Raw genomic sequence first — 21,301 nt, 5'->3', positions numbered from 1 at the left:
GATCCGCCCCAAGATCCGCTCACGACCCCAGAATCGACGCCAGAAACTCCCCGACCCACCCCAGCAACTCCCGCCCGACCAGCGGCTTCCCGCCCACCTTCGCGGTCTTCGGGCGCGGCACCAGCACCTGGTGCACCGCCGGCTTGATGACGCTGCCCGGGTACAGGCGCTTGACCCTCAGTTCCTGGGACTCGCGCAGTTCCACCGGCGCGAACCGGATGTTGTTGCCCTGTAGGACGATCTCGCCGACGCCGCACGCGCGGGCCAGCATGCGCAGACCCGCCACCAGCAGGAGGTTCTCCACCGGCTCGGGCAACTTGCCGTAGCGGTCGACGAGTTCCTCGCGTACGGCCTTGATGTCCTCCTCCGTGTTGGCGGAGGCGATGGCGCGGTACGCCTGGAGGCGGAGCCGCTCGCCGGGGGCGTAGTCGTGCGGGACGTGCGCGTCGACCGGGAGCTCGATCTTGACCTCCAGCGGCGGCTCCTCCTCGACACCGCCCTCCAGGGACGCGCGGTAGTCCGCGACCGCCTCGCCGACCATACGGACGTACAGGTCGAAGCCGACGCCCGCGATATGGCCGGACTGCTCGCCGCCGAGGAGGTTTCCGGCGCCTCGGATCTCCAGGTCCTTCATGGCCACGTACATGCCCGCGCCCATCTCGGTGTGCTGGGCGATGGTCGCGAGACGCTCGTGGGCCGTCTCGGTCAGCGGCTTCTCCGGGGGGTACAGGAAGTAGGCGTAGCCGCGCTCCCGTCCCCGGCCCACCCGGCCGCGCAGCTGGTGCAGCTGGGAGAGGCCGAAGTTGTCGCCGCGCTCGACGATCAGGGTGTTGGCGTTGGAGATGTCGATGCCGGACTCGACGATCGTGGTCGAGACGAGCACGTCGAACTTCTTCTCCCAGAAGTCGACGACGACCTGTTCAAGGGCCTGCTCCGACATCTGGCCGTGGGCCGTCGCGATGCGCGCCTCGGGGACGATCTCGCGCAGGCGGGCGGCCGCGCGGTCGATCGACTCGACGCGGTTGTGGATGTAGAAGACCTGGCCCTCGCGGAGCAGTTCGCGGCGGATCGCGGCGCCGATCTGCTTCTCCTCGTAGGGGCCGACGAAGGTCAGGACCGGGTGCCGCTCCTCCGGCGGGGTGGTGATGGTCGACATCTCGCGGATGCCGGTGACGGCCATCTCCAGGGTCCTCGGGATCGGGGTCGCGGACATCGTCAGTACGTCGACGTTGGCGCGCAGCTTCTTCAGCTGCTCTTTGTGCTCGACGCCGAAGCGCTGCTCCTCGTCGACGATGACCAGGCCGAGGTCCTTGAACTTGGTCTCCGACGAGAACAGCCGGTGTGTGCCGATGACGATGTCGACCGCGCCGTCCTTCAGTCCCTCCAGGACGGCCTTCGCCTCGGTGTCGCTCTGGAAGCGGGACAGGGCGCGGGTGTTCACCGGGAACTGCGAGTAGCGCTCGGAGAACGTCCCGAAGTGCTGCTGCACGAGCAGGGTCGTGGGCACCAGGACCGCGACCTGCTTGCCGTCCTGGACCGCCTTGAAGGCGGCCCGTACCGCGATCTCCGTCTTGCCGTAACCGACGTCGCCGCAGATCAGGCGGTCCATCGGGACCGACTTCTCCATGTCCTCCTTGACCTCGGCGATGGTCGTCAGCTGGTCCGGGGTCTCGGCGTACGGGAAGGCGTCCTCCAGTTCGCGCTGCCAGGGCGTGTCCGAGCCGAAGGCGTGTCCGGGCGCGGCCATGCGCGCGCTGTAGAGCTTGATCAGGTCGGCGGCGATCTCCTTGACGGCCTTCTTGGCGCGCGCCTTGGTCTTCGTCCAGTCGGCGCCACCCAGGCGGTGCAGTGTGGGCGCCTCGCCGCCGACGTACTTGGTGATCTGCTCCAGCTGGTCGGTGGGGATGTACAGCCGGTCGCCGGGCTGGCCGCGCTTGGCGGGGGCGTACTCGACGACGAGGTACTCGCGCGTGGCGCCCTGGACGGTGCGCTGCACCATCTCGATGTAGCGGCCGACGCCGTGCTGCTCGTGGACGATGTAGTCGCCCGTCTCCAGGGTGAGCGGGTCGATGGTCTTGCGGCGGCGGGCCGGCATCCGGGCGCCGTCCTTGCCGGCCGCCTTCTGCCCGGACAGGTCGGTCTCGGTCAGGACGGCCAGCCGCAGGACCGGGTCCACGAAGCCGTAGTCGATCGAGCCGCACGCCACGTGCACGACGGACGGGGAGATCTCCCCCAGGTCCGTCTCCAGGCGGGCCGCGACGCCCTCGCCGCCGAGCACCTCGACCGTGCGGGCCGCCGGGCCGTGGCCCTCGGTCACGAAGACGGTGCGCCACCCGTCGGCGAGCCAGCCCTTGGTGTCGGCGAGGGCCTTGGCGGTGTCGCCGCGGTAGGACTCGGGCGCGTGCATGCCGAGCTTGAGGGTGTCCGCGTCGAGCGTCTCATCGGCCGCGAAGGGCGACACCGACCACCACATCATGTCCAGCTCGCGCGCACGGTCACGTACGTCCGCGATGGACCACAGGGAGGCCGCGCCTACGTCGATGGGCGCCTCGCCGCCGCCTGCCGTGGCGGCCCAGGACGCCTGTAGGAACTCCTGGCTGGTCGCCACGAGATCGGCGGCACGCGTGCGTACCCGCTCCGGATCGCATACGACGGCCATGGCGCCCTTGGGCAGGACGTCGAGCAGCAGCTCCATGTCGTCGACGAGGACCGGCGCGAGGGACTCCATGCCCTCGACGGCGATGCCCTCGGCGATCTTGCCGAGCAGTTCGCCGAGCTCGGGGTGCTCCTCGGCGAGGGCACGTGCGCGTGCGCGTACGTCGTCGGTGAGGAGCAGCTCGCGGCAGGGCGGGGCCCACAGGCCGTGCTCGGCGACTTCGAGGGAGCGCTGGTCGGCGACCTTGAAGTAGCGGATCTCCTCGACGTCGTCGCCCCAGAACTCGACGCGCAGGGGGTGTTCCTCGGTGGGCGGGAAGACGTCCAGGATGCCGCCTCGTACGGCGAACTCGCCGCGCTTCTCGACGAGCTCCACGCGTGCGTAGGCGGCGGCCCCGAGGGCGTCCACGATGGCGTTGAGGTCGGCGCTCTGGCCGGTCCTCAGCGCCACCGGCTCCAGGTCGCCGAGGCCCTTGACCTGGGGCTGGAGGACCGAGCGGACGGGTGCCACGACGACCGAGACCGGGCCCGTCTCCGGGTCGTCCGTACGGGGGTGGGCGAGGCGGCGCAGCACCGCGAGACGGCGGCCGACTGTGTCGCTGCGAGGGCTGAGGCGCTCGTGCGGGAGGGTCTCCCAGGACGGGTACTCCACGACGCCCTCCGAGGGGAGGAGGGAGCGCAGGGCCGCCGCCAGGTCCTCGGCCTCCCGGCCCGTCGCCGTCACCGCGAGGAGCGGGCGGTCGGTCTCACGGGCGAGGGCGGCGATCGTGAACGGACGGGCCGCCGGGGGGCCGACCAGGTCGACGTGCATGCGGTTGCCGTCTGCGGCCGCCGTGATCGCTTCCGCGAGGGCGGTGTCCTTGACTACGGCGTCGAGCAGACCGTGCAGACTCATGGAGGGCGCTTTCCGTCCAGGGGTGGGCAACACGAAGGGCCCGACACCTGTGACGAGCCGGGTGTTCCAGCGTACGTCGCTGCGCGGGCGGGCGTCGGGGCCTGTGGATAACGTACGTTCTCCGTCACCGGCCGCGTGCCCCTGCCCGAGCGTCACCCTCCACCGAGTAAGGGCCAGGGATGTACACCGCGTAAGGTCCCCTCATGTCCACCCGCGCCACGTCCACGCCCGCGGACGCCTCCACGGACCCCCACATACCGGCCCCCGCGCAAGGCGCCTCCGGCCGTGTGGAGCCTGGTGGCGGCCGGTGGGATCCCTGGGTCCTCGCCGGTGTGCTGTCCGTCGGCTACGCGATCGTCTCCGTGGGCCGCTACCGGCATCTGGGCCAGCGCTCATGGGACCTCGGCATCTTCGAGCAGGTCATCCGGTCCTACGCGCATCTTCAGGCGCCTATCGCCGACCTCAAGGGACCCGGGTTCAACATCCTGGGCGATCACTTCAGCCCGGTGACGGTCCTCCTCGCGCCCGTCTACCGGGTCTTCCCCTCGTCCCTCACCCTGCTCGTCGCCCAGGCCGCGCTGTTCGCCCTCTCCGCCGTCCCGGTCACCCGCGCCGCGGCCCGGCTGCTGGGGCGGGGGCAGGGGCTGGCGATCGGCATCGCGTACGGGCTGTCGTGGGGGCTTCAGCAGGCCGTCGACTTCGACTTCCACGAGATCTGCTTCGCCGTACCGCTGATCGCGTTCAGCCTTGAGGCGCTCCTCGCGCGGCGCTGGCGGGCCGCCCTGCTGTGGGCGATGCCCCTGGTCCTCGTCAAGGAGGACCTGGGGTTCACCGTCACCGCCATCGCCCTGATCGTCGCCTGGCGGGCCCGCGAGACGTCCGCGCGCGCGTCCCGGTACGCGATCGGCGTCGCCGTCTTCGGCGTCGTGGCCCTGGCGGTCACCCTGCTGCTGGTCATCCCGAGCTTCAACTCCGGCGGTACCTACGACTACTGGAGCAAGGTCGACGAGTCCGGCGGCGGTGGGCCCTTCGACGGCCTCGACACCAAGCTCCGTACGCTCGGCTGGCTGCTCGTCCCGACCAGCGGGCTGCTCGCCCTGCGGTCGCCGATCCTGCTCGTCGCGCTGCCCACGATCGGCTGGCGGTTCGTCTCGTCCTATCCGCAGTACTGGGGCACCGACTGGCACTACAACGCCGTCCTGATGCCCATCGTCACCCTCGCCCTGGTCGACGCCCTCGGCATCGCGCGCGACAGCACGCGCGCGTGGCTGCGTTCGTACGTCCATCATCTGCCCGCAGCCGTCGCGGCGGCCTCGGTCGCCCTCACCACCTCGCTGCCGCTGGCCGCGCTGGCCGAGAGCGAGATCTACCGCAAGCCCGCGCGCGTGACGGCGATAGAGCGGCTCCTCGCCGAGGTGCCCGACAACGCCTCCGTCGAGGCGAACATCGCTCCCATAAGCCGCCTCACCTCACGCTGCCGGGTCTTCTGGATCAGCAACACGCAGGGCGTCGACCCCGACTTCATCGCCCTCGACAACTCCCGTAAGCGCTATGCCGACGTCGAGGCCTACGCGCGGCAGCTGCACCCGGACGCCCGGTACGCCGTCAAGGGCACCGCCTACGGGGTCGTACTCCTGGAGCGCAGGGCCGAGGGCTAGCGGCTCCCTGGACGCCGTGAGGCCCGGTCCGGGAGGTGGGATCACCTTCCGGACCGGGCCCGTCCCCCGCAACCCCCGTGTGCGGTGGCTATTCGGTCGCGATCGCGTTCAGCACGTTCATCCGGCCCGCCCTGAACGCCGGCACCAGTGCCGCGAACAGGCCCACGAAGGCCGAGCCGATGAAGACACCGATGATCGTCGGCCACGGGATGTCGAGGACGTTCAGGCCCTCCAGAGCCAGCAGCTTCTGGGCCGTGGCCCCCCACGCCATGCCCAGCCCCAGCCCCAGCAGGGCGCCGAACAGGGCGATCACCACCGACTCCATGCGGATCATCCGGCGCAGCTGGCGGCGGGAGAGGCCGATCGCGCGCATCAGGCCGATCTCACGGGTGCGCTCCACCACCGACAGGGCCAGGGTGTTCACCACGCCCAGGACCGCCACGATGATCGCCAGGGCGAGCAGACCGTAGACCATGTTCAGGAGCTGGCCCATCTGGTCCTTGAGCTCCTGCTTGTAGTCGGTCTGGTCGCGGACCGGGTACTGCGGATAGTCGTGCAGCGACTTCTTCAGGGCCGCGTACGCCGCCTCCTCCTGGCCGTCCTTCGCCTTGCCGAGCAGCATGTCGCTCTGCGGGATCCGGTCGGCGGGGAGGTACTTCTGCAGCGTCTCGATGTTGATGTAGCGCGCGCCCTGGTCGAAGGAGGTGTCGTCGTCCGTGATGGCCGCGACCTTCAGTTTCGCCGTCTCGCCGCCCTTGAAGGCGACGGAGATGGTGTCGCCGACATGCACGCCGTGCTCGGTGGCGTAGTCGGAGCCGACCGACATGGCGTCCTTGCCGTACGCGGCGGACAGGGTGCCCTCCGTCGTCTTGCGGCGCAGGTCCTCGGCGTACGTCGGGTCGGCGGCCGTGAGTCCCGTGTCGTCTGCCTTGCCGTCCGGCGAGGTCAGCGTGGCGTTGACGTCCTTGGAGCGGCTGACGTGCTCCAGGCCGGGCGTCTGCCGCATCGCCTTCTCGGCGTCCGGGACGATCCCCTGCTGGCCGCGCATGACGATGAAGTCCGCGCCGACCGACTTGTCGAGTTCGCTGGTGGCCGAGGCGACCATCGAGGAGCCGACCACCGACAGACAGGCCACCAGGGCGAGGCCGATCATCAGGGCGGCGCCCGTGGCACCGGTACGGCGCGGGTTGCGCAGGGCGTTGCGCTCGGCCAGGCGGCCCACGGGTCCGAAGGCCCGCAGCAGGACCGCGCTGATCACCCGGACCACACCGCCCGCGAGCAGCGGGCCGATGACCACGAAGCCGATCAGGGACAGCACCACACCGCCGCCCAGGGTCAGCGCGCCGTCGCTCGCCTTGTCGGCCGTCGCGGCCATGTAGAGGGCGAAGGCGCCCGCTCCGGTCAGCACCAGGCCGATCAGACCCCGCGTCCAGCCCGCCTTGCCGTCGGCCGGTGTGCCGGCGTCGCGCAGGGCGGCCATCGGGGAGACCTTGCCGGCCCTGCGGGCGGGCAGATAGGCGGCCAGGACGGTGACGACGACGCCGAGGATCAGGCCGACCACGGGGGTCGTCACCTTGACCGTCAGATCGTCGGTGGAGAGGTTCATGCCGGCCATCGACATGAGCTTCATCAGGCCGATCGCGATGCCGACACCGGCGCCCACGCCCAGCACGGAGCCGACGAAGCCGAGCAGCAGCGCCTCGACCAGCACGGACCGGTTGACCTGGCGGCGCGAGGAGCCGATCGCCCGCATCAGGCCGATCTCACGGGTGCGCTGGGCGACCAGCATCGAGAAGGTGTTGATGATCAGGAAGATGCCCACCAGGAACGCGATTCCGGCGAAGCCGAGCATCGCGTACTTGATGATGTCCATGAACTCGCCGACGTCCTTGCGGTTCTCGTCGGCGTTCTCCTTGGCCGTCTGGATCTTGTAGGAACCGTCCAGGGTCTTGGTGATGTCCTGCTTGAGCCGTGCGTCGCTCACGCCGTCCGCCGCCGTGACGGAGACCTGGGTGAAGCGGCCGGTGGCGCCGAGCAGGCCGCGCTGGGCGGTCTCGGTGTCGAAGTAGACGACGGCCGCGCCCGGGTTGGTCACCTTCCAGGAGGCGATGCCGACGATCCGCGCGCGGATGTCGCCGGTGGCGGCGATGGTGCGCAGTTCGTCGCCGACCTTGAGGTCGTGCTTGTCGGCGGTGTCGGCGTCGACCATGACCTCGGTCGGCCCGCGCGGGGCGTGCCCCGAGGTGATCTCCATGGACTTCTTGTCGTTCTCGGTCCAGTTGCCGGCGAAGGTGGGCGCGCCGGTGGAGGAACCCATGTTCTTGTTCTCGGAGTTGACGACGGTCACATTGGTCGAGGCGACCGCGCCCTCCGCCTTGCGCACGCCGTCCACGGCGGCGACCTGCTCGACGGTCGAGGCGGGCAGCGAGACCGGCCGGCCGGTGCCCGCGCCGTCGTCCTCGTCCTCGGCGTCCTTCGGGCTGACCGTGACGTCGGAGGTGGTGACGGCGAAGAGCTTGTCGAAGGTGGTGTTCATCGTGTCGGTGAACACGAGCGTGCCGCAGACGAAGGCCACCGACAGCAGCACGGCCACGGCCGACAGGGCCATCCGCCCCTTGTGCGCGAAGAAGTTGCGCATCGAGGTCTTCAGGACGGTCATGACGTACGCCCCCGGGCGTCGAAGTCCTTCATGCGGTCCAGGACGGCGTCGGCGGTCGGCTTGTACATCTCGTCGACGATGCGGCCGTCGGCGAGGTACAGCACCCGGTCCGCGTAGGAGGCGGCGACGGGGTCGTGCGTGACCATGACGATGGTCTGCCCGAGCTCGTCGACCGACCTGCGCAGGAAACCCAGTACCTCGGCGCCAGCGCGCGAGTCGAGGTTTCCGGTCGGCTCGTCGCCGAAGATGATCTCGGGGCGGGCGGCCAGGGCGCGGGCCACGGCGACGCGCTGCTGCTGGCCGCCGGAGAGCTGGGTGGGCCGGTGCTTGAGTCGGTCGGAAAGTCCAACTGTGTCGACCACGCGCGCGAGCCACTGCTTGTCGGGCTTGCGGCCCGCTATGTCCATGGGCAGCGTGATGTTCTCGATGGCGTTGAGCGTCGGCAGCAGGTTGAACGCCTGGAAGATGAAGCCGATCCGGTCACGGCGCAGCTGGGTGAGCTTCTTGTCCTTCAGGCCGGTGATCTCGGTCTCGTCGAGGTAGATCTGACCGCTGGTGACGGTGTCGAGCCCGGCGAGGCAGTGCATGAGGGTGGACTTGCCGGACCCCGAGGGGCCCATGATCGCGGTGAAGCCGCCACGCGCGATGTCCACGTCGACGTGGTCGAGGGCGACGACACGGGTCTCCCCCGACCCGTACGCCTTGACGACCTGCCGCGCCCGCGCGGCAACGGCCGTACGCCCTCCAGTGCCCCCGTGCCTGGGAATGGTCACAGCCGATGTCACGGTATGTCTCCTAAGTCGGTCATGGAAAAGTCAGCGATCAGCCAGCGATCAGTCGGCGATCGCTGGGCGGAGCATCTGTCGTTCGGTGAATCGCGAAGACTGGTACGACGTTCAGTCTCGTGGCGGGAGAGGGTCCGGCGCGCTGGCGCCAGGCCCCGTCTTGTGCGGGGGAAAACCCCACCCCCGGTGGTTCGGTAAGCCGCCCCCCAGCGGCGTAAAGCCAGGTTAAGGACGGCCACCCCGGCGTCTCGTCCTCCGCCGGTACCAACCCTCCCCGAGACGTAGTACGGAGGTCCCCCTAGGGGTCTCCACCCTTCGGCGGAGGGCACGTCGGGGTCGTCTCCCCCCTCGGACGCATCGAGCCTCCACCCTCCCGCCGCGTCAGGGTCAAGTGGGAAGCTGTCGGCGGCAGATAGGTGCAAGGGGAAAGCAACAGGAGAGGAACCCGGTGGGCAGTACGAGAGGCGCGATACGCGACACCGCACAGCGCACCGGGACCGACAGGCGCGGGGCGGTGGTCGCGGCCCTGATGCTCGCGATGGCGCTGGCCGCGCTCGACGCCACCATCGTCTCCACGGCCGTACCGCAGATCGTCGGCGACCTGGGCGGCTTCTCGGTCTTCTCCTGGCTGTTCTCCGGCTATCTGCTGGCCGTGACGGTGACCCTCCCGATCTACGGCAAGCTCTCCGACACCTTCGGCCGCAAACCGGTGCTGATCGCGGGCGCGGCGGTGTTCCTGCTGGGCTCGCTGCTGTGCGCGGTGGCCTGGAACATGGCGGCGCTGATCGCGTTCCGGATCGTGCAGGGCCTGGGCGGCGGCGCGCTGCAGGGCACGGTGCAGACGCTGGCCGCCGATCTGTACCCACTCAAGGAACGCCCCAGGATCCAGTCCAGGCTGTCGACGGTGTGGGCGCTGTCGGCGGTCGCCGGGCCGGGGTTGGGCGGCGTCCTGGCGGCGTACGCGGACTGGCGCTGGATCTTCCTGATCAACCTGCCGATAGGGGCCGTGGCCCTGTGGCTGATCGTGCGCCATCTGCACGAGCCGGCGCGCGCGACGACGGGCACGCGTGCGCGTGTCGACTGGGCGGGCGCGCTGGCCGTGTTCGCGTGCGGGGGCGTGCTGTTGACGGCGCTGGTGCAGGGCGGGGTGGCGTGGCCGTGGCTGTCGGGGCCTTCGATCGCCCTGTTCGGCACGGGACTGGCGCTGGTGGCGGTCGTGGTGTGGGTGGAGCGCCGGGCTGCCGAGCCGATCATCCCGGGGTGGGTGTGGCGGCGCCGGACGATCGCGGCGGTGAACCTGGCGCTGGGCGCGCTGGGGCTGCTGATGGTGGCGCCGACGGTGTTCCTGCCCACCTACGCTCAGGCGGTCCTCGGCCTGGCCCCCGTGGCGGCCGGATTCGTGCTGTCCGTCTGGACGTTGAGCTGGCCGGTGTCGGCGGCGCTCAGCCAACACGTGTACCGAAGGATCGGCTTCCGCAACACGGCGATGCTGGGGATCGGCACGGCTTCGCTGATCCTGCTGGCGTTCCTGTTCCTGCCGTATCCCGGGCAGGCGTGGCAGCCGACGCTGCTGATGCTGGTGCTCGGCGCGGCGCTGGGCCTGTTCCAGCTGCCGCTGATCATCGGCGTGCAGTCGACGGTCGGCTGGTCGGAGCGGGGCACCACGACGGCGTCGGTGCTGTTCTGCCGGCAGACGGGCCAGACGATCGGCGCGGCGCTGTTCGGCGCGGTGGCGAACGGCGTACTGGCGTCACGGCTCGGCGGCGCGAGCGACCTGGACTCGGTGACGCGGGCGCTGGATTCCGGCGGAAGGGCACCGGAGGCGACCAGGCGGGCCATCGCCGACGCGGTGCACGCCGTGTATCTGGGGGCGTCCTGCGCGGCGGCGCTGGCCTTTCTGGTGCTGTTGCTGCTGGCGCCGAGGCGGTTCCCCGTCCTCCAGGAGGCCGCCGGCGGGGACGCCGGTGAGGGCGCCGGTGAAGACACCGATGAGGGCGCCGACGATGTCGTCAGGGAAGACGGACGCTGACCTCGGGGTTGTCCGGCGACGGCCCGTCGAGCACCGGCTGAGGGATGCCCTTCAGGTGCAGGTCGAAGAACGCGGCGACGTACGCGCGCGTGAGGGCCTGTGAACGCCCGTAGGGCATCTGCGCGGTGTCCGGGATGCCGATCAGCTCCGCGAGGAGGGGCACGTCGGTGAAGGAGCCGTGGTCGGCACCGGCGAAGGTCAGCCAGCGCTTCCAGCCGTCCAGGTCGGCCCAGACCTGGTTCCAGTCCTCGTCGAGGGTCCTGTCACGCTGTCCGAGCATCAGGTAGGGACGACCGCCGAGGCCGGAGGCGGGGACCCGCACCTGGAACGTGCCGTCCATGTTCACGCCTGCCCGCACGCGTGCGTCGGCGGCCATCGTCGTGGCCGTCGCGGCGCCGCCGATGGAGTGCCCGGCCATGCCGATGTGCTTCGGGTCGATCACGCGCGCGTGCCGCCACGCGGGATGCCTGCCGGTCAGCCGGTCGACGACGAAGGAGAGATCCTTGGCACGGCTCTTGACCACGTCCGGGCCGACCTCGGGGAGTTCGTCGCAGATGGCGCAGGGCAGCGTCCGCCCGTCGGGCAGGGTCGTACCGGCGTTCTCGTAGGGATGGTCGACCAGTGCGACGACGTATCCGCGACTGGCCAGGTCCTCGGCGAGACCGGTGAGGGTGGCGCGCGGGAAGGTGAACCCGGGCGAGAGCACGACGAGCGGGAACCTGCCGCGCGCGGGGCGGGCGTCGGTGTGCGCCCAAGTGCGGACGCCGCTGATGGTCTCCGGCGGAACGGTGGCGTCCGGCACCCTCAACTCCAGTAGGAGCCGAGCCTCTTCACGAGTCATGTAGGGGGCCGTCGGCCCGCTCGTGCCGGGGCGGGCGGGGTAGTACATGGACACCATCAGCTGCCGAGGCCCGGCGGACGGCACCCAGGGGTCCGGGCGGTCGACGTCGACGAGGTGGAGGGTGCTTCGGCCGACTGTGTGAGGGCCGGTGGGGCGGGGCAGTTCGGCCGGGGCGGTGGCAGGGGCCGTGGAGGTCGCGGCGGGGGCCGGCTCAGCGCCGGCGGCCGGCAGGGTCAGGGCGGGTCCGAGGACGAGTGCGACGGACGCGGCCAGTGCTAAGAGACGTGATCTGTTCATGGGGCAGGACGCTAGGCCGCGGCCCCCTGTTCTCGCGTCGGGCCGGGGTCGTAGCGCGGGGGTGCCGGAGGGTGATGCCGACGTCGTACCCAGGTCGGACGACCCGCGGCACGTACGCGCATACGCTCTCCCCATGCTGACCTTGGAGCGCCTGCGCGCCGACCACGCGGACGCCCTGCTGGCCTTCGAGCGTGAGAACCGGGAGTACTTCGCCCGCACGGTGCCGGACCGCGGGGACGCCTATTTCGCCGACTTCACCGCCAGGCACACCGCGCTGCTGGCCGAACAGGACGCCGGGATCTGCCACTTCCACGTCGTACTGGACGACTCGGGTCAACTCGTTGGTCGGGTCAACCTGCTCGACGTCGAGGACGGCTGCGCCGAACTCGGCTACCGCATAGGGGAACGGGCGGCGGGCAAGGGCGTCGCCACGGCAGCCGTCGCGGAGATGTGCCGGGTGGCCGGGACGACGTACGCACTGACGTCCCTGATCGCGAGGACCACCCTGGACAACCTCGCCTCCCGGGCCGTCCTGGAGCGGAACGCCTTCACGGCAGTGGAGGACATCACCATCGGCGACCAGCCCGGCATCCGCTACCGGCGCTCGCCTCTCGGGGGTTGACCGTGTCACCGACGGCCGCCTGGCCGCGGACCCTAGGGCAGACCCCGTAACACCATCTCCGGGACGGTCCGTCCTCCCGTATGACGCCCTGTCATGGGTGTCGCACGTCTGCTGGAGTCATGGACCTCAACAGGCGTACGGCCATGGCGGCAGGGCTCAGCGCGGCGCTGGCGGTGACGGCCGGTACCGGATCCGGCAGCGCCCGCTCGGCCGAACCATCCGTGCTCACGATCCCCGGCGAGTCCCCGACCCGCACGAACATCCCCGTGGCCCGCGACCGCCGCGCCTCCGGCGGCCGCTATCTCGCCCTGCTGACGGCCGAGCTGCCACCGTCGGACACCGGCTGGTACGCCACCTACCGCATCCGTGTCCCGCGGGCGTATGTCTACGCGCTCACCGCCGTCGCCACCGCCCCGGTCGAGACCCCGCACACGGAAGCGGTCGGCTCCTATCTCCAGTTGTCCGTGAACGACGGGCCGTTCGACGAACTCGCCGGTTCGCAGCCCCGCTGGTACGCGGCCGCACCGGCCTGGGGAGATCTGTCCGTGATCGATCTCGGCTCGTGGGAACTCCGCGGTGGGGACAACACGTTCAGATTACGAGTCGTCGAGCCGACGATCCTTGACAACAACATCGTGTACGTCCTGTCCCTGGACCACCTCACCCTGCGCCCCCGCGCCCTTCCGGGCTCCGGTCTGCGCGAGGCCCATGTCCCCCGTCACCGCGCCGGCGGCCCCGCCCGCCTGCGCCTGACCCTCAACGGTCGCGCCACACACCCGCGCCCCGTCCACTACACCGTCGCCGACTACTTCGGCCACCAGGTCGCCGACGGCCGCACGGCCATCCCCGCGGGCCGGACCACCACCACCGTCGCCCTCCCGGCCGACCTCCCGCCCGGCCATTACCGCGTCCACACCGACGACGGCGTGACCAGCACCTTCGCCCGCCTCCCCGCGCGGCGGACCACCACGGTCACCGCCCCGGCCGACAACCGCTTCGGTGTCAACGTCTGGGCCTCCTCCCTCGTGCCGCCCTCCCGACTGCCCGAATTCGCCGCCGCCATACGGGACATGGGGGCGGGATGGATCCGCGACGGACAGTCCTGGCCGGCCGCCGAGCCCACACCCGGCGCCTACGACACCGCGCACCACGACCGGGTCACCCGCACCCTGCGTGCCCACGGCCTCGCCGTCCTGGACGTGCTCTCCCCCGCCCCCGAGTGGGCGATGACCGACGCCTCGCTGCCCCTGCCGGCGGACCTGCGCCACGCCTACCGCTACGCCCGCCGCCTCGCCCGCGCCGCCCCCGAGGCGCTCCAGCTGTCCAACGAGCCCGACGTCGACACCACCCGCAGCACCGGCGACGCCCACGCGGCCTTCGTGAAGGCGGCCGCGCTCGGCATCAGGGACTCCGGCGAGCAGCCGCCGCTCGTCGTCCTGCCCGGGATCGCACAGACGGGACCCTTCCAGGACCTGATGCTGGCGAACGACGTCGTCCGGTACGCCGACGTGTGGGCCTTCCACGGCTATCCGGATCCCGCACAGCAGGACGACCCCGAATTCCCGGGCGCCGCACAGGAGCAGCACACACTTGCCCGGCAGCAGGGGGCCGACGGGGTGCCGCTGTGGATGACGGAGTGCGGGGCCTTCCTGACGACACCGGGCGCATCGGGGACAGCAGGGGTGTCGGAGACCCCGGGGGCTTTGACGCGGGCGCAGGAGCGGGTGCAGGCGCGGTTCCTGGTGCGGTCCATGGTGGAAGGGCTGGCCGCGGGGAACGAGCGGCAGTTCTGGTTCGCGGGCCCGCCTCTGCACGACGACGGTGTCTACTTCGGCCTGCTCGACCAGGACTTCGGGCCGCTCCCGGCGTACAGCGCCTTCGCCGCGCTGACCTCGCTGCTGGGCGCCGCCCACTTCGTCGGGCCGGTGCGGCAGTTGCCCGCCGGCGTCCGTGGGTTCGTCTTCGACGACGGATGCGGGCGGCGGGTGACGGTCGTATGGGCCGAGCGGCACACACGCGTGACCGTGCCTGTGTCGGGGGTGGCGTACGACATCATGGGGCGCCGCATCCGGGCAAAAGGCTCGGCCGTGGTCGCCTCGCCGGATCCCGTCTACGTCGTCTCCCGTTCCGGGTCCGTCGCCGCCGAGAGGACGGACGCGGGGGTGCGCCACCGCCCGGGCCGGCTGTCCCCCGCCGAACACATCGTCCTCAGCCAGCGCTACGCCGCCCGCGATGCCGCGCCCGGCAAGGAGGACGGCGACGCGCCGCCGCCGTACGGCTACCGGCTCGGCCGTCGTACACGGATGACCCTCGACGTCTACAACTTCGGTGACTCGGGGCGCCATGTGACCGTCGCCGCGGAGCCGATGGGGGCGGGTTGGGCGGTTCGTCCCTGGGGCGCGAGTGGCACGCGTGTGTGGGTGCCGGCCGAAGGGCGGGTCGGGGTGGAGTTCGGGGTCGTGGCGGGGCGGGCGGTGCGTCGGCGGGTCGACCGCCGGCTGGTGTTCGGGGCACGGCTCGACGGTGGGGGCGAGGTGCCCGGAAGTGTGGCGCTGGTGCACCTGAAGTAGTGCGGTGGTCGCCCTCAGTCGCCGCACAGACGCATCAAAAGTCTGAGTTAACCGGGGTAACACCCCAGGTCAGACACGGTTCGGCATAGCAAGCGCATACCGACCGACCAGTTTGGTGAAACCCTCGCGTATGGCCGGTACTCCGCAGTAACGTGCGTGGCTCGCCCGCCCCCCACCTCCCTGCGGTCCGCCGCACCGGACCCGAGCCACGCAAGGAGCAACGGGATGTCCTCCCCGTACGACCCCTATTCGCCGTACTCGCCGCACTCCTCTCCCCCTGCCCCGTCCCCCTCGTACGCCACCTATCCCTGGCAACCACCCGTACCGCCGGAACCACCGGCACCCCCACGACACCGCACCCCGGACCACCCGCCCCTCGGGCACCACAGCGACCTCAGGATCCTGCGCGGCGCCTACCGCTGGCAGCGGCGAGTGGCGACGCTCACCGCGCTCGGGTACTTCACGCTGTTCCTGATCCTGTCGGCCTTCGCACCGGGGTTCATGACGGACCCGGTCGCCGACGGACTGCCCGCCGGGCTGCTGCTCGCGCTGCTGCAACTGCCGGTCACCTGGCTGGCGATCGGCCTGTACGAGCACACCGCGCGGCGCTACGTCGACCCGATCGCGGACCGCATCCGCAAGGAGGCCGCGCTGGACGCCAAGCGCGAGGCGGGGCAGTGGGGGGCCGGACGATGACGGACTTCAGCGGAGACGCGCAGGCGATGTCGCTGGTGGCGTTCTGCGCCGTGGCCACCGTCACGCTGCTGCTGTGCGTGATGACCGGCCCGGACGGGGACGACCTCGACGAGTTCTACACGGGCTACAGCTCGCTGTCCCCCATGCGCAACGGCCTGGCGATCGCCGGCGACTACATCAGCGCGGCGACCGTGCTCGGCACGACCGGTGTGGTCGCGCTGTGCGGCTACGACGGGATCGTGCTGGCGCTGAGCACGGCCCTGTCGCTGATGCTGCTGATGTTCCTGCTGGCCGAACCCCTGCGCAACGCGGGCCGGTTCACGATGGGCGACGCGCTGGCCCGCCGTATGCCGGGGCGCGGGGTACGGATCGCGGCGTGCGCGGTGACGCTGGCCGCGCTGCTGCCTCTGATGCTGGTGCAGCTGGCGGGGACCGGGCAGTTGCTGGCGTTCATCCTGGGCTTCTCCAGCGACTCCCTGAAGACGGGGTGTGTCATCGGGCTGGGCGTGCTGATGATCAGCTACGCGGCCATCGGCGGGATGAAGGGCACCGCGCTCATCCAGATCCTGAAGATGGTGATGCTGCTCGGGTCGGGTGCCGTGGTCGCCCTGCTCGTGCTGGACCGGTTCGACTGGGATCCGGGTGCGCTGTTCAACGCGGCGGCCGAACACAGCGGGGTGGGTTCGGCGTTCCTGGAGTCGGGCCTCCAGTTCGCGGGCGGTCCGCATCCCCGCCTCGACATGATCAGCTCCCAGCTGGCGGTCGTCCTGGGCGGCGCCGTGCTGCCCCACATCACCATGCGCATGTACACGGCGAGCGGGGCCCGTCAGGTGCGGCGTTCGATGTCCTGGGCTGTGTCGAGCGTGGCGCTGTTCGTGCTGGTGATCACCGTGGTCGGGTTCGGGGCGACGGCGCTGATCGGGCGGGAGGTGATCGCCGGGGCCGACCCGCAGGGCAACACGGCGTATCTGCTGGGGTCGCGGGCCGCGTTCGGCGCGGAGGTCTCGACGGTGGAGAGCCTGCTCTTCACGGCGGTCACCACGGCCATCTTCCTGACCGTGCTGGCGTCCGTGGCGAGCATGATCCTCTCCTGTGCGAACTCCCTCGCCCATGATGTCTTCGCCACCCGGGTACGGGAGCTGAGCGCCCGCCATGAGGTGACGCTCGCGCGGCTGTCGGCGCTGGCGGTGGGGATCCCGGCGATCGTGCTGGCGACACTGGTCCAGAACCGCAGCCTCCAGCCGCTGACCACCCTGTCCTTCACCCTGGGTGCCTCGGCCATCGCCCCGGCCCTCGTCTACAGCCTGTTCTGGCGCCGGTACACCCGGGCCGGCCTGATGTGGACCCTGATCGGCGGCTCGGCGGTCGTGCTGGCGCTGATGCCGTGGACCAACCTGGTCTCCGGCTCACCGATCGCGGCCTTCCCCGACGCCGACTTCAACTGGTTCCCGTTCACCACACCCGGGCTGGTGTCGATCCCGGCCGGATTCCTCTTCGGGTGGATCGGGACGGTCGTATCGGGACAGCGGGAGTCCGAGGAGCAGCGGCGGCAGTACGAGGCCGTGGAGGGGTGGATTCTGGCGGGGGCGGTGCGAAGGGGGACCGACCAGGGGTGACCCTGGGCCTGGGAGGAGGGGCGGCCCGTTCACTCCAGGGCCGCCGCCTGGCCGGTGAGTGCCGTGAGGCTGTTGCGCATCTGGCCGATGTGGGTCCGTACGTCGTCCCACATGTCGCCGTGTTCGCGCAGCACCCGCTCCGTCTCCCGGGCGATCTCCTCGGACTTCTCCCGGGCCTGCGTGAGCAGTTCCGCCGCGCGGGCCTCCGCCTCCTCCTGCGCCTGCCGGGACGAGACCTCCGCCTCCGCGAACGCCTGCTTCGCCTCGGCCAACGACGCCTCGGCCCGCATCTGCCGCTCCTCCTCCGCCGCCACCTGCACGGCCAGCCGCTCCTCGGCCTCCCGCTCCATCGCGGCCCACCGCTCGGCGTGCTCCGAGGCCTGCTCGGTGAGCATCCGGGTGGTGCGCTGCCGCAGCTCGCGCAGCGCGAGGAGTTCCAGGCCGCGCTCGTCGCGCACCGCGCGCCGGGCGGCGACCCGGATCTCGTCCGCCTCGTCGCGCGCCGGGAGCAGCAGCTGATCGACGTATGCGTCGGCCTCCGCGCCCAGGGTGTCGGCATGCGCCTGTGCCGCGTCCCGCAGGCCGTTCACCCACGCCTGCACGTCGTCCTGCAGACGCTGCGCGTCCGCCCGCGCCCGCTCCCGCACGGCCTCGGCCTCCTCCTGCACCATCTCGAAGAGCCGGCGCGCGCTCTCCCCGAGCGCCTCGTACGTCTGCGGGGCGAGCTGCGCCACCTCCTCCCGCAGCCGCTCCGCCTCGGCCTCCATCTCCTTGGCCAGCACGGTGAGCCGGGCGGCCCGTTCCCAGGCGGCGTCCCGATCGCGGAAGAGGGCGTCGATATAGGCGTCGACCTGTTCGGGACGGTAGCCACGCCCTCGTACGACGACGAAGTCGTGGAGCGAGACCGGTGCGCTGCTCATCCTGAGAACCCCTCTCCATCGAACGGCTGCGAAAAATGATGATTTAGCGCACATCTTGATGGATCGGGCGGAAGGGCTCATAACGCGACACTCCGGGCGCAGGGCGAGCCGCGGAAGGGGCGGAGGGACGCGGCAAGGGGCATACGAAGGGGCCGTGCGCCGCCGTCAGCGGCAGCCGCGCGAATTCACGACAAAACAGCCGAGTGGCGTCACAGCAACCCGTCCCACATCTGCTCCAACAGCACCGACCACCAGCTCTCCGGCGAGCCGAGCGCCGCCGGGTCGAGGGCGGCGAGCTGGGCCTGGAAGTCGACGGTCCAGCGGCCCGCCTGCTCCTGGTTGAGGCCGAAGCGAAGCCGCCACATCCGGCCGAGCAGCGCCAGGCAGCGCTGGAACTCGGGCAGACCGGTGTTCACGAACTGCGGCGGTACGGGCGCGCCGCCCGGGCCCGCCTCCACCGGCACGGCGACGATGTGCGCCGTCCCGTACTGCACGCACAGCGCCTTGCCGAAGTCACTGCCCATGACGAGATACGAGCCCGCGTCCGACGCCGGCTGCACCCCGCGCTCCTGCGCCAGCTCCGCCAGCGTCGGAACGGGCCGCCCCGGCTGGGCCTGCGCCCAGAAGAACGGGCCCATGTCCATCGGCAGCCCACCGACGACCAGACTGTGCGCCACGACCGGCGGCACGCCCTGCCGAGACACGGCGGCCTGCTCGAACCGGAAGAGCCCCGGCCCGAACGCCCCCGCCAGCTCCTGCGCCACACCCTCCGGCGGAATCGGCGGCGTCGGCGGCACCTGCGGCAGCGGGGCACGCACCGGGGCCGGGCGGGCGGGACCGTCGGCGACCTGGTGCAACTCACCCTGATGGGCGAGCAGTTGCTGCATGCCCTGCTGACGGCTCGCGTGATCCGTGCCGTACGGCGCGATGGAGGTGATGCGCGCCTGCGGCCACTGCTCCCGGATCATCCGCGCACAGTAAGCACCCGGCAGCTCGCACGACTCCAACTCGGTGTGCAGCTCCAGGACCTGATCCGACGGCACGTTCATACCGCGCAGCTCATGGAAGATCTGCCACTCCGGGTGCGGAGTACCCGGCGCCGAACGCCGAATCAGCTGCTGCTCCGAACCGTCCTGCGCGCGATAGCGGAGTACGGCCTGGTAGCCGGGGCCGACGGTGGGCTGACCGGTGGGTGGTTGGGGGTAGCCGTACGAGGGTTGGGGCGGGGCGGGGTGGGCCTGACCGGGGTGGCCGGGCTGGGGTGGGGTGGGGTGGGCCGGGCCGGGGTGACCTGGCTGGCCTGGCGGTGGCTGGACGGCGCCGGGGGGCATGGAGGGCTGGGGGGCGCCGGGCATGCCAAGGGCACCGGGAGCACCGGGAGCACCGGGAGGCGGCATGCCCGGGCCTGCCGGGGGCATGCCGGGAGCGCCGGGTGGCATGCCGGGGCCGCCCGGAGGCTGCGGGGCGCCGGGGGCCGGGAAGCCAGGAGCCTGCGGAGCACCAGGGGCCTGCGGGGCACCGGGCGTCTGCGGTGGCGGAGGTACGCCGGGGCCGCCCACCGGGGGCGCGGCCAGCACGGTCTCCGCGTGGTGCACGGCGCCTCCCGTACCACCCGAGGAGCCGGGGGTACCGGGCGCACCCGGGGCACCCGGCGGGTTCGGGGCGCCTGGAGGCGGAGGCATGCCAGGGGCGCCGGGCGGGTTCGGAGGGCCAGGCGGATTGGGCGCACCCGGGGCACCAGGGGCGCCCGGAGCACCGGGTGCACGAGGAGCAGGAGGCTGCGGCGCGCCGCCCATCCCGCTCGGGTCGGCAAATACGGTCGCGGCATGGTGGACCCCGCCGGGGGGCGTACCACCAGGCGTACCAGGCGGGTTGGGCGCACCCGGAGCACCGGGCGGCTGCGGCAGGCCAGGCGGGTTCGGCACACCGGGACCCTGCGGAGCCCCGGGCGGCCCTGCGGTGCCCTCCGGCCCATCGGGCCCGAGCGATGACACGAGTTGCGTAGGCACGTAACCACCACCGGACGCACCCGGCACACCCGGAGCCGACGGCGGCGGAGGCGGCGTAGCCCCACCCCGCGCCCGAGGAGGCTCCGCCTTGCTGGTCGCGGCATCGGCGATGTCCCCGGCGTTCGGCGCGACCGCCTGCCCGGGCACCCCCGGAGAACCCGGGGCACCAGCGGGCCCGCCCTGCGGATAGCCATAGGAGGGCGCGGGAGCACCAGGCGGCGGAGGAGGCGTGCCACCCGGCCCAACCGGCCCCTGCGGATACCCATAAGACGGCGCACCCGCCCCGTCCCCGTCCTCCACCGCCCGCGACACCGCAGTAGGCGGAAGCTGGCTGCCCCCCGACATCAGGGCCGTCTGGGCATCCGGCAGCCCACCGTCGTCACCACTCAACGGAGGCGCGAAAACCGTCTCGGGCAACGGCACGGAACGGTCCTCACCGGCATCCGCGTTGGTGTCCGTCCCGGCCCAGGGAGTAGCCCCGTCAGGCACCGCAGGCGATGGAGCGCCATCGGCACCCGCACCCGAGCCACCCCCAACAGGAACCCCACCCTGAGTCTCAGGAAGCCCCGCATCCCCGGACGCACCGGACGCACCGGAGCCAGAACCGGCACCCGAGTCCGAGCCCGCCCCCGAACCCGAACCCGCGCCCCCACCCCGCCGATCCGCCCCACCCAACTGATTGGCCGCCTCCTGCAACCACTCCGGCGGCGTCAGCAAGAACGACGTCTGGTTCAGATCCACCCGCGCCGGAGCCGCCGGCACGGCATCCGCCACCGCGTCCCCACGCCCGTACTCCTCCTCGTACCGGCGAATCACCTCACCCACCGGCAACGCGGGCCACAGCGTGGCCTCCCCGCTGTCCCGGGCGATCACCAGCCGCTGTGCGCCGCCGTCCGACCGCGGCCCGTCCTCGCGGTCCTCGGCCCACACCACGAACCCGCGCTCGAACTCCCGCACCCGCACCTCACGATGCTGATACGACGGCAGGTCCCCGTTGATCCACTCCTCGGCGCGCTCCTGCGCCTGTGCGAACGTCACCATCGCGAAGC

General features: G+C 71.5%; 12 protein-coding genes. 6 read left to right on the top strand and 6 right to left on the bottom strand.

Going from position 1 to position 21,301, the window contains the following annotated elements; all coding sequences use genetic code 11:
• Positions 1-19 precede the first annotated feature (19 nt).
• Positions 20-3,550, bottom strand: coding sequence for a transcription-repair coupling factor (gene mfd / locus IE325_RS21275; protein ID WP_190071551.1), 3,531 nt, complete (start codon positions 3,548-3,550; stop codon positions 20-22).
• Positions 3,551-3,753: 203 nt separating this feature from the next.
• On the opposite strand from mfd, the gene IE325_RS21270 reads away from it, so the two are divergent.
• Positions 3,754-5,208, top strand: a complete 1,455-nt coding sequence (locus IE325_RS21270; RefSeq protein WP_190071550.1) for a DUF2079 domain-containing protein — start codon at positions 3,754-3,756, stop codon at positions 5,206-5,208.
• 88 nt (positions 5,209-5,296) lie between these two features.
• Here IE325_RS21270 and IE325_RS21265 read toward each other — a convergent pair whose 3' ends face one another.
• A complete protein-coding gene (locus tag IE325_RS21265; RefSeq protein WP_190071549.1) occupies positions 5,297-7,867 on the bottom strand; it encodes an ABC transporter permease in 2,571 nt (856 codons plus the stop codon).
• Positions 7,864-8,652 (bottom strand): ABC transporter ATP-binding protein, encoded by a 789-nt coding sequence (locus tag IE325_RS21260; protein WP_190071548.1) that lies wholly within the window; start codon positions 8,650-8,652, stop codon positions 7,864-7,866. The genes IE325_RS21265 and IE325_RS21260 overlap by 4 nt, the downstream gene beginning before the upstream one ends.
• A gap of 448 nt (positions 8,653-9,100) precedes the next feature.
• Here IE325_RS21260 and IE325_RS21255 point away from each other — a divergent pair, with 448 nt between their 5' ends.
• The gene (locus tag IE325_RS21255) at positions 9,101-10,681 is read left to right on the top strand and encodes an MFS transporter (RefSeq protein ID WP_229911908.1); all 1,581 of its coding nucleotides are present in this window, start codon (positions 9,101-9,103) and stop codon (positions 10,679-10,681) included.
• Here IE325_RS21255 and IE325_RS21250 read toward each other — a convergent pair.
• On the bottom strand, positions 10,662-11,819 hold the full coding sequence (locus tag IE325_RS21250) for an alpha/beta hydrolase family protein (RefSeq protein ID WP_190071547.1): 1,158 nt from the start codon (positions 11,817-11,819) through the stop codon (positions 10,662-10,664). The genes IE325_RS21255 and IE325_RS21250 overlap by 20 nt on opposite strands.
• 133 nt (positions 11,820-11,952) lie before the next feature.
• Between IE325_RS21250 and IE325_RS21245 the strand changes: the two genes are divergently transcribed.
• From IE325_RS21245 to IE325_RS21230, 4 genes are all read left to right on the top strand, one after another.
• Complete coding sequence (locus IE325_RS21245) at positions 11,953-12,441, top strand: GNAT family N-acetyltransferase (protein WP_190071546.1); 489 nt, start codon at positions 11,953-11,955, stop codon at positions 12,439-12,441.
• Between the two features lie 119 nt (positions 12,442-12,560).
• Positions 12,561-15,011, top strand: a complete 2,451-nt coding sequence (locus IE325_RS21240; protein WP_190071545.1) for a hypothetical protein — start codon at positions 12,561-12,563, stop codon at positions 15,009-15,011.
• 225 nt (positions 15,012-15,236) lie between these two features.
• Positions 15,237-15,707, top strand: a complete 471-nt coding sequence (locus IE325_RS21235; RefSeq protein ID WP_190071544.1) for a DUF485 domain-containing protein — start codon at positions 15,237-15,239, stop codon at positions 15,705-15,707.
• Complete coding sequence (locus IE325_RS21230; protein WP_190071543.1) at positions 15,704-17,323, top strand: sodium/solute symporter; 1,620 nt, start codon at positions 15,704-15,706, stop codon at positions 17,321-17,323. Before IE325_RS21235 ends, IE325_RS21230 begins: the two co-directional genes overlap by 4 nt.
• A gap of 29 nt (positions 17,324-17,352) precedes the next feature.
• On the opposite strand, the gene IE325_RS21225 is transcribed toward IE325_RS21230, so the two are convergent.
• Together IE325_RS21225 and IE325_RS21220 are read right to left on the bottom strand one after the other, a co-directional pair.
• The gene (locus IE325_RS21225; protein WP_190071542.1) at positions 17,353-18,243 is read right to left on the bottom strand and encodes a cellulose-binding protein; all 891 of its coding nucleotides are present in this window, start codon (positions 18,241-18,243) and stop codon (positions 17,353-17,355) included.
• A 209-nt stretch (positions 18,244-18,452) separates the two neighbouring features.
• Positions 18,453-21,293 carry an SUKH-4 family immunity protein gene (locus IE325_RS21220; RefSeq protein ID WP_190071541.1) on the bottom strand — a complete coding sequence of 947 codons (2,841 nt, stop codon included), beginning with the start codon at positions 21,291-21,293 and terminating at the stop codon, positions 18,453-18,455.
• Positions 21,294-21,301 lie beyond the last annotated feature (8 nt).

The sequence above is a fragment of the Streptomyces lanatus genome (assembly GCF_014655715.1).
Lineage (GTDB): Bacteria > Actinomycetota > Actinomycetes > Streptomycetales > Streptomycetaceae > Streptomyces > Streptomyces lanatus.
This window is presented reverse-complemented; position numbering and strand designations above follow the sequence as displayed.

Coding starts and splice junctions, on each gene's coding strand:
- mfd (WP_190071551.1), bottom strand. CDS start 3,550: ATGAGTCTGCACGGTCTGCTCGACGCCGTAGTCAAGGACACCGCCCTC.
- IE325_RS21270 (WP_190071550.1), top strand. CDS start 3,754: ATGTCCACCCGCGCCACGTCCACGCCCGCGGACGCCTCCACGGACCCC.
- IE325_RS21265 (WP_190071549.1), bottom strand. CDS start 7,867: ATGACCGTCCTGAAGACCTCGATGCGCAACTTCTTCGCGCACAAGGGG.
- IE325_RS21250 (WP_190071547.1), bottom strand. CDS start 11,819: ATGAACAGATCACGTCTCTTAGCACTGGCCGCGTCCGTCGCACTCGTC.
- IE325_RS21245 (WP_190071546.1), top strand. CDS start 11,953: ATGCTGACCTTGGAGCGCCTGCGCGCCGACCACGCGGACGCCCTGCTG.
- IE325_RS21240 (WP_190071545.1), top strand. CDS start 12,561: ATGGACCTCAACAGGCGTACGGCCATGGCGGCAGGGCTCAGCGCGGCG.
- IE325_RS21235 (WP_190071544.1), top strand. CDS start 15,237: ATGTCCTCCCCGTACGACCCCTATTCGCCGTACTCGCCGCACTCCTCT.
- IE325_RS21230 (WP_190071543.1), top strand. CDS start 15,704: ATGACGGACTTCAGCGGAGACGCGCAGGCGATGTCGCTGGTGGCGTTC.
- IE325_RS21225 (WP_190071542.1), bottom strand. CDS start 18,243: ATGAGCAGCGCACCGGTCTCGCTCCACGACTTCGTCGTCGTACGAGGG.
- IE325_RS21220 (WP_190071541.1), bottom strand. CDS start 21,293: ATGGTGACGTTCGCACAGGCGCAGGAGCGCGCCGAGGAGTGGATCAAC.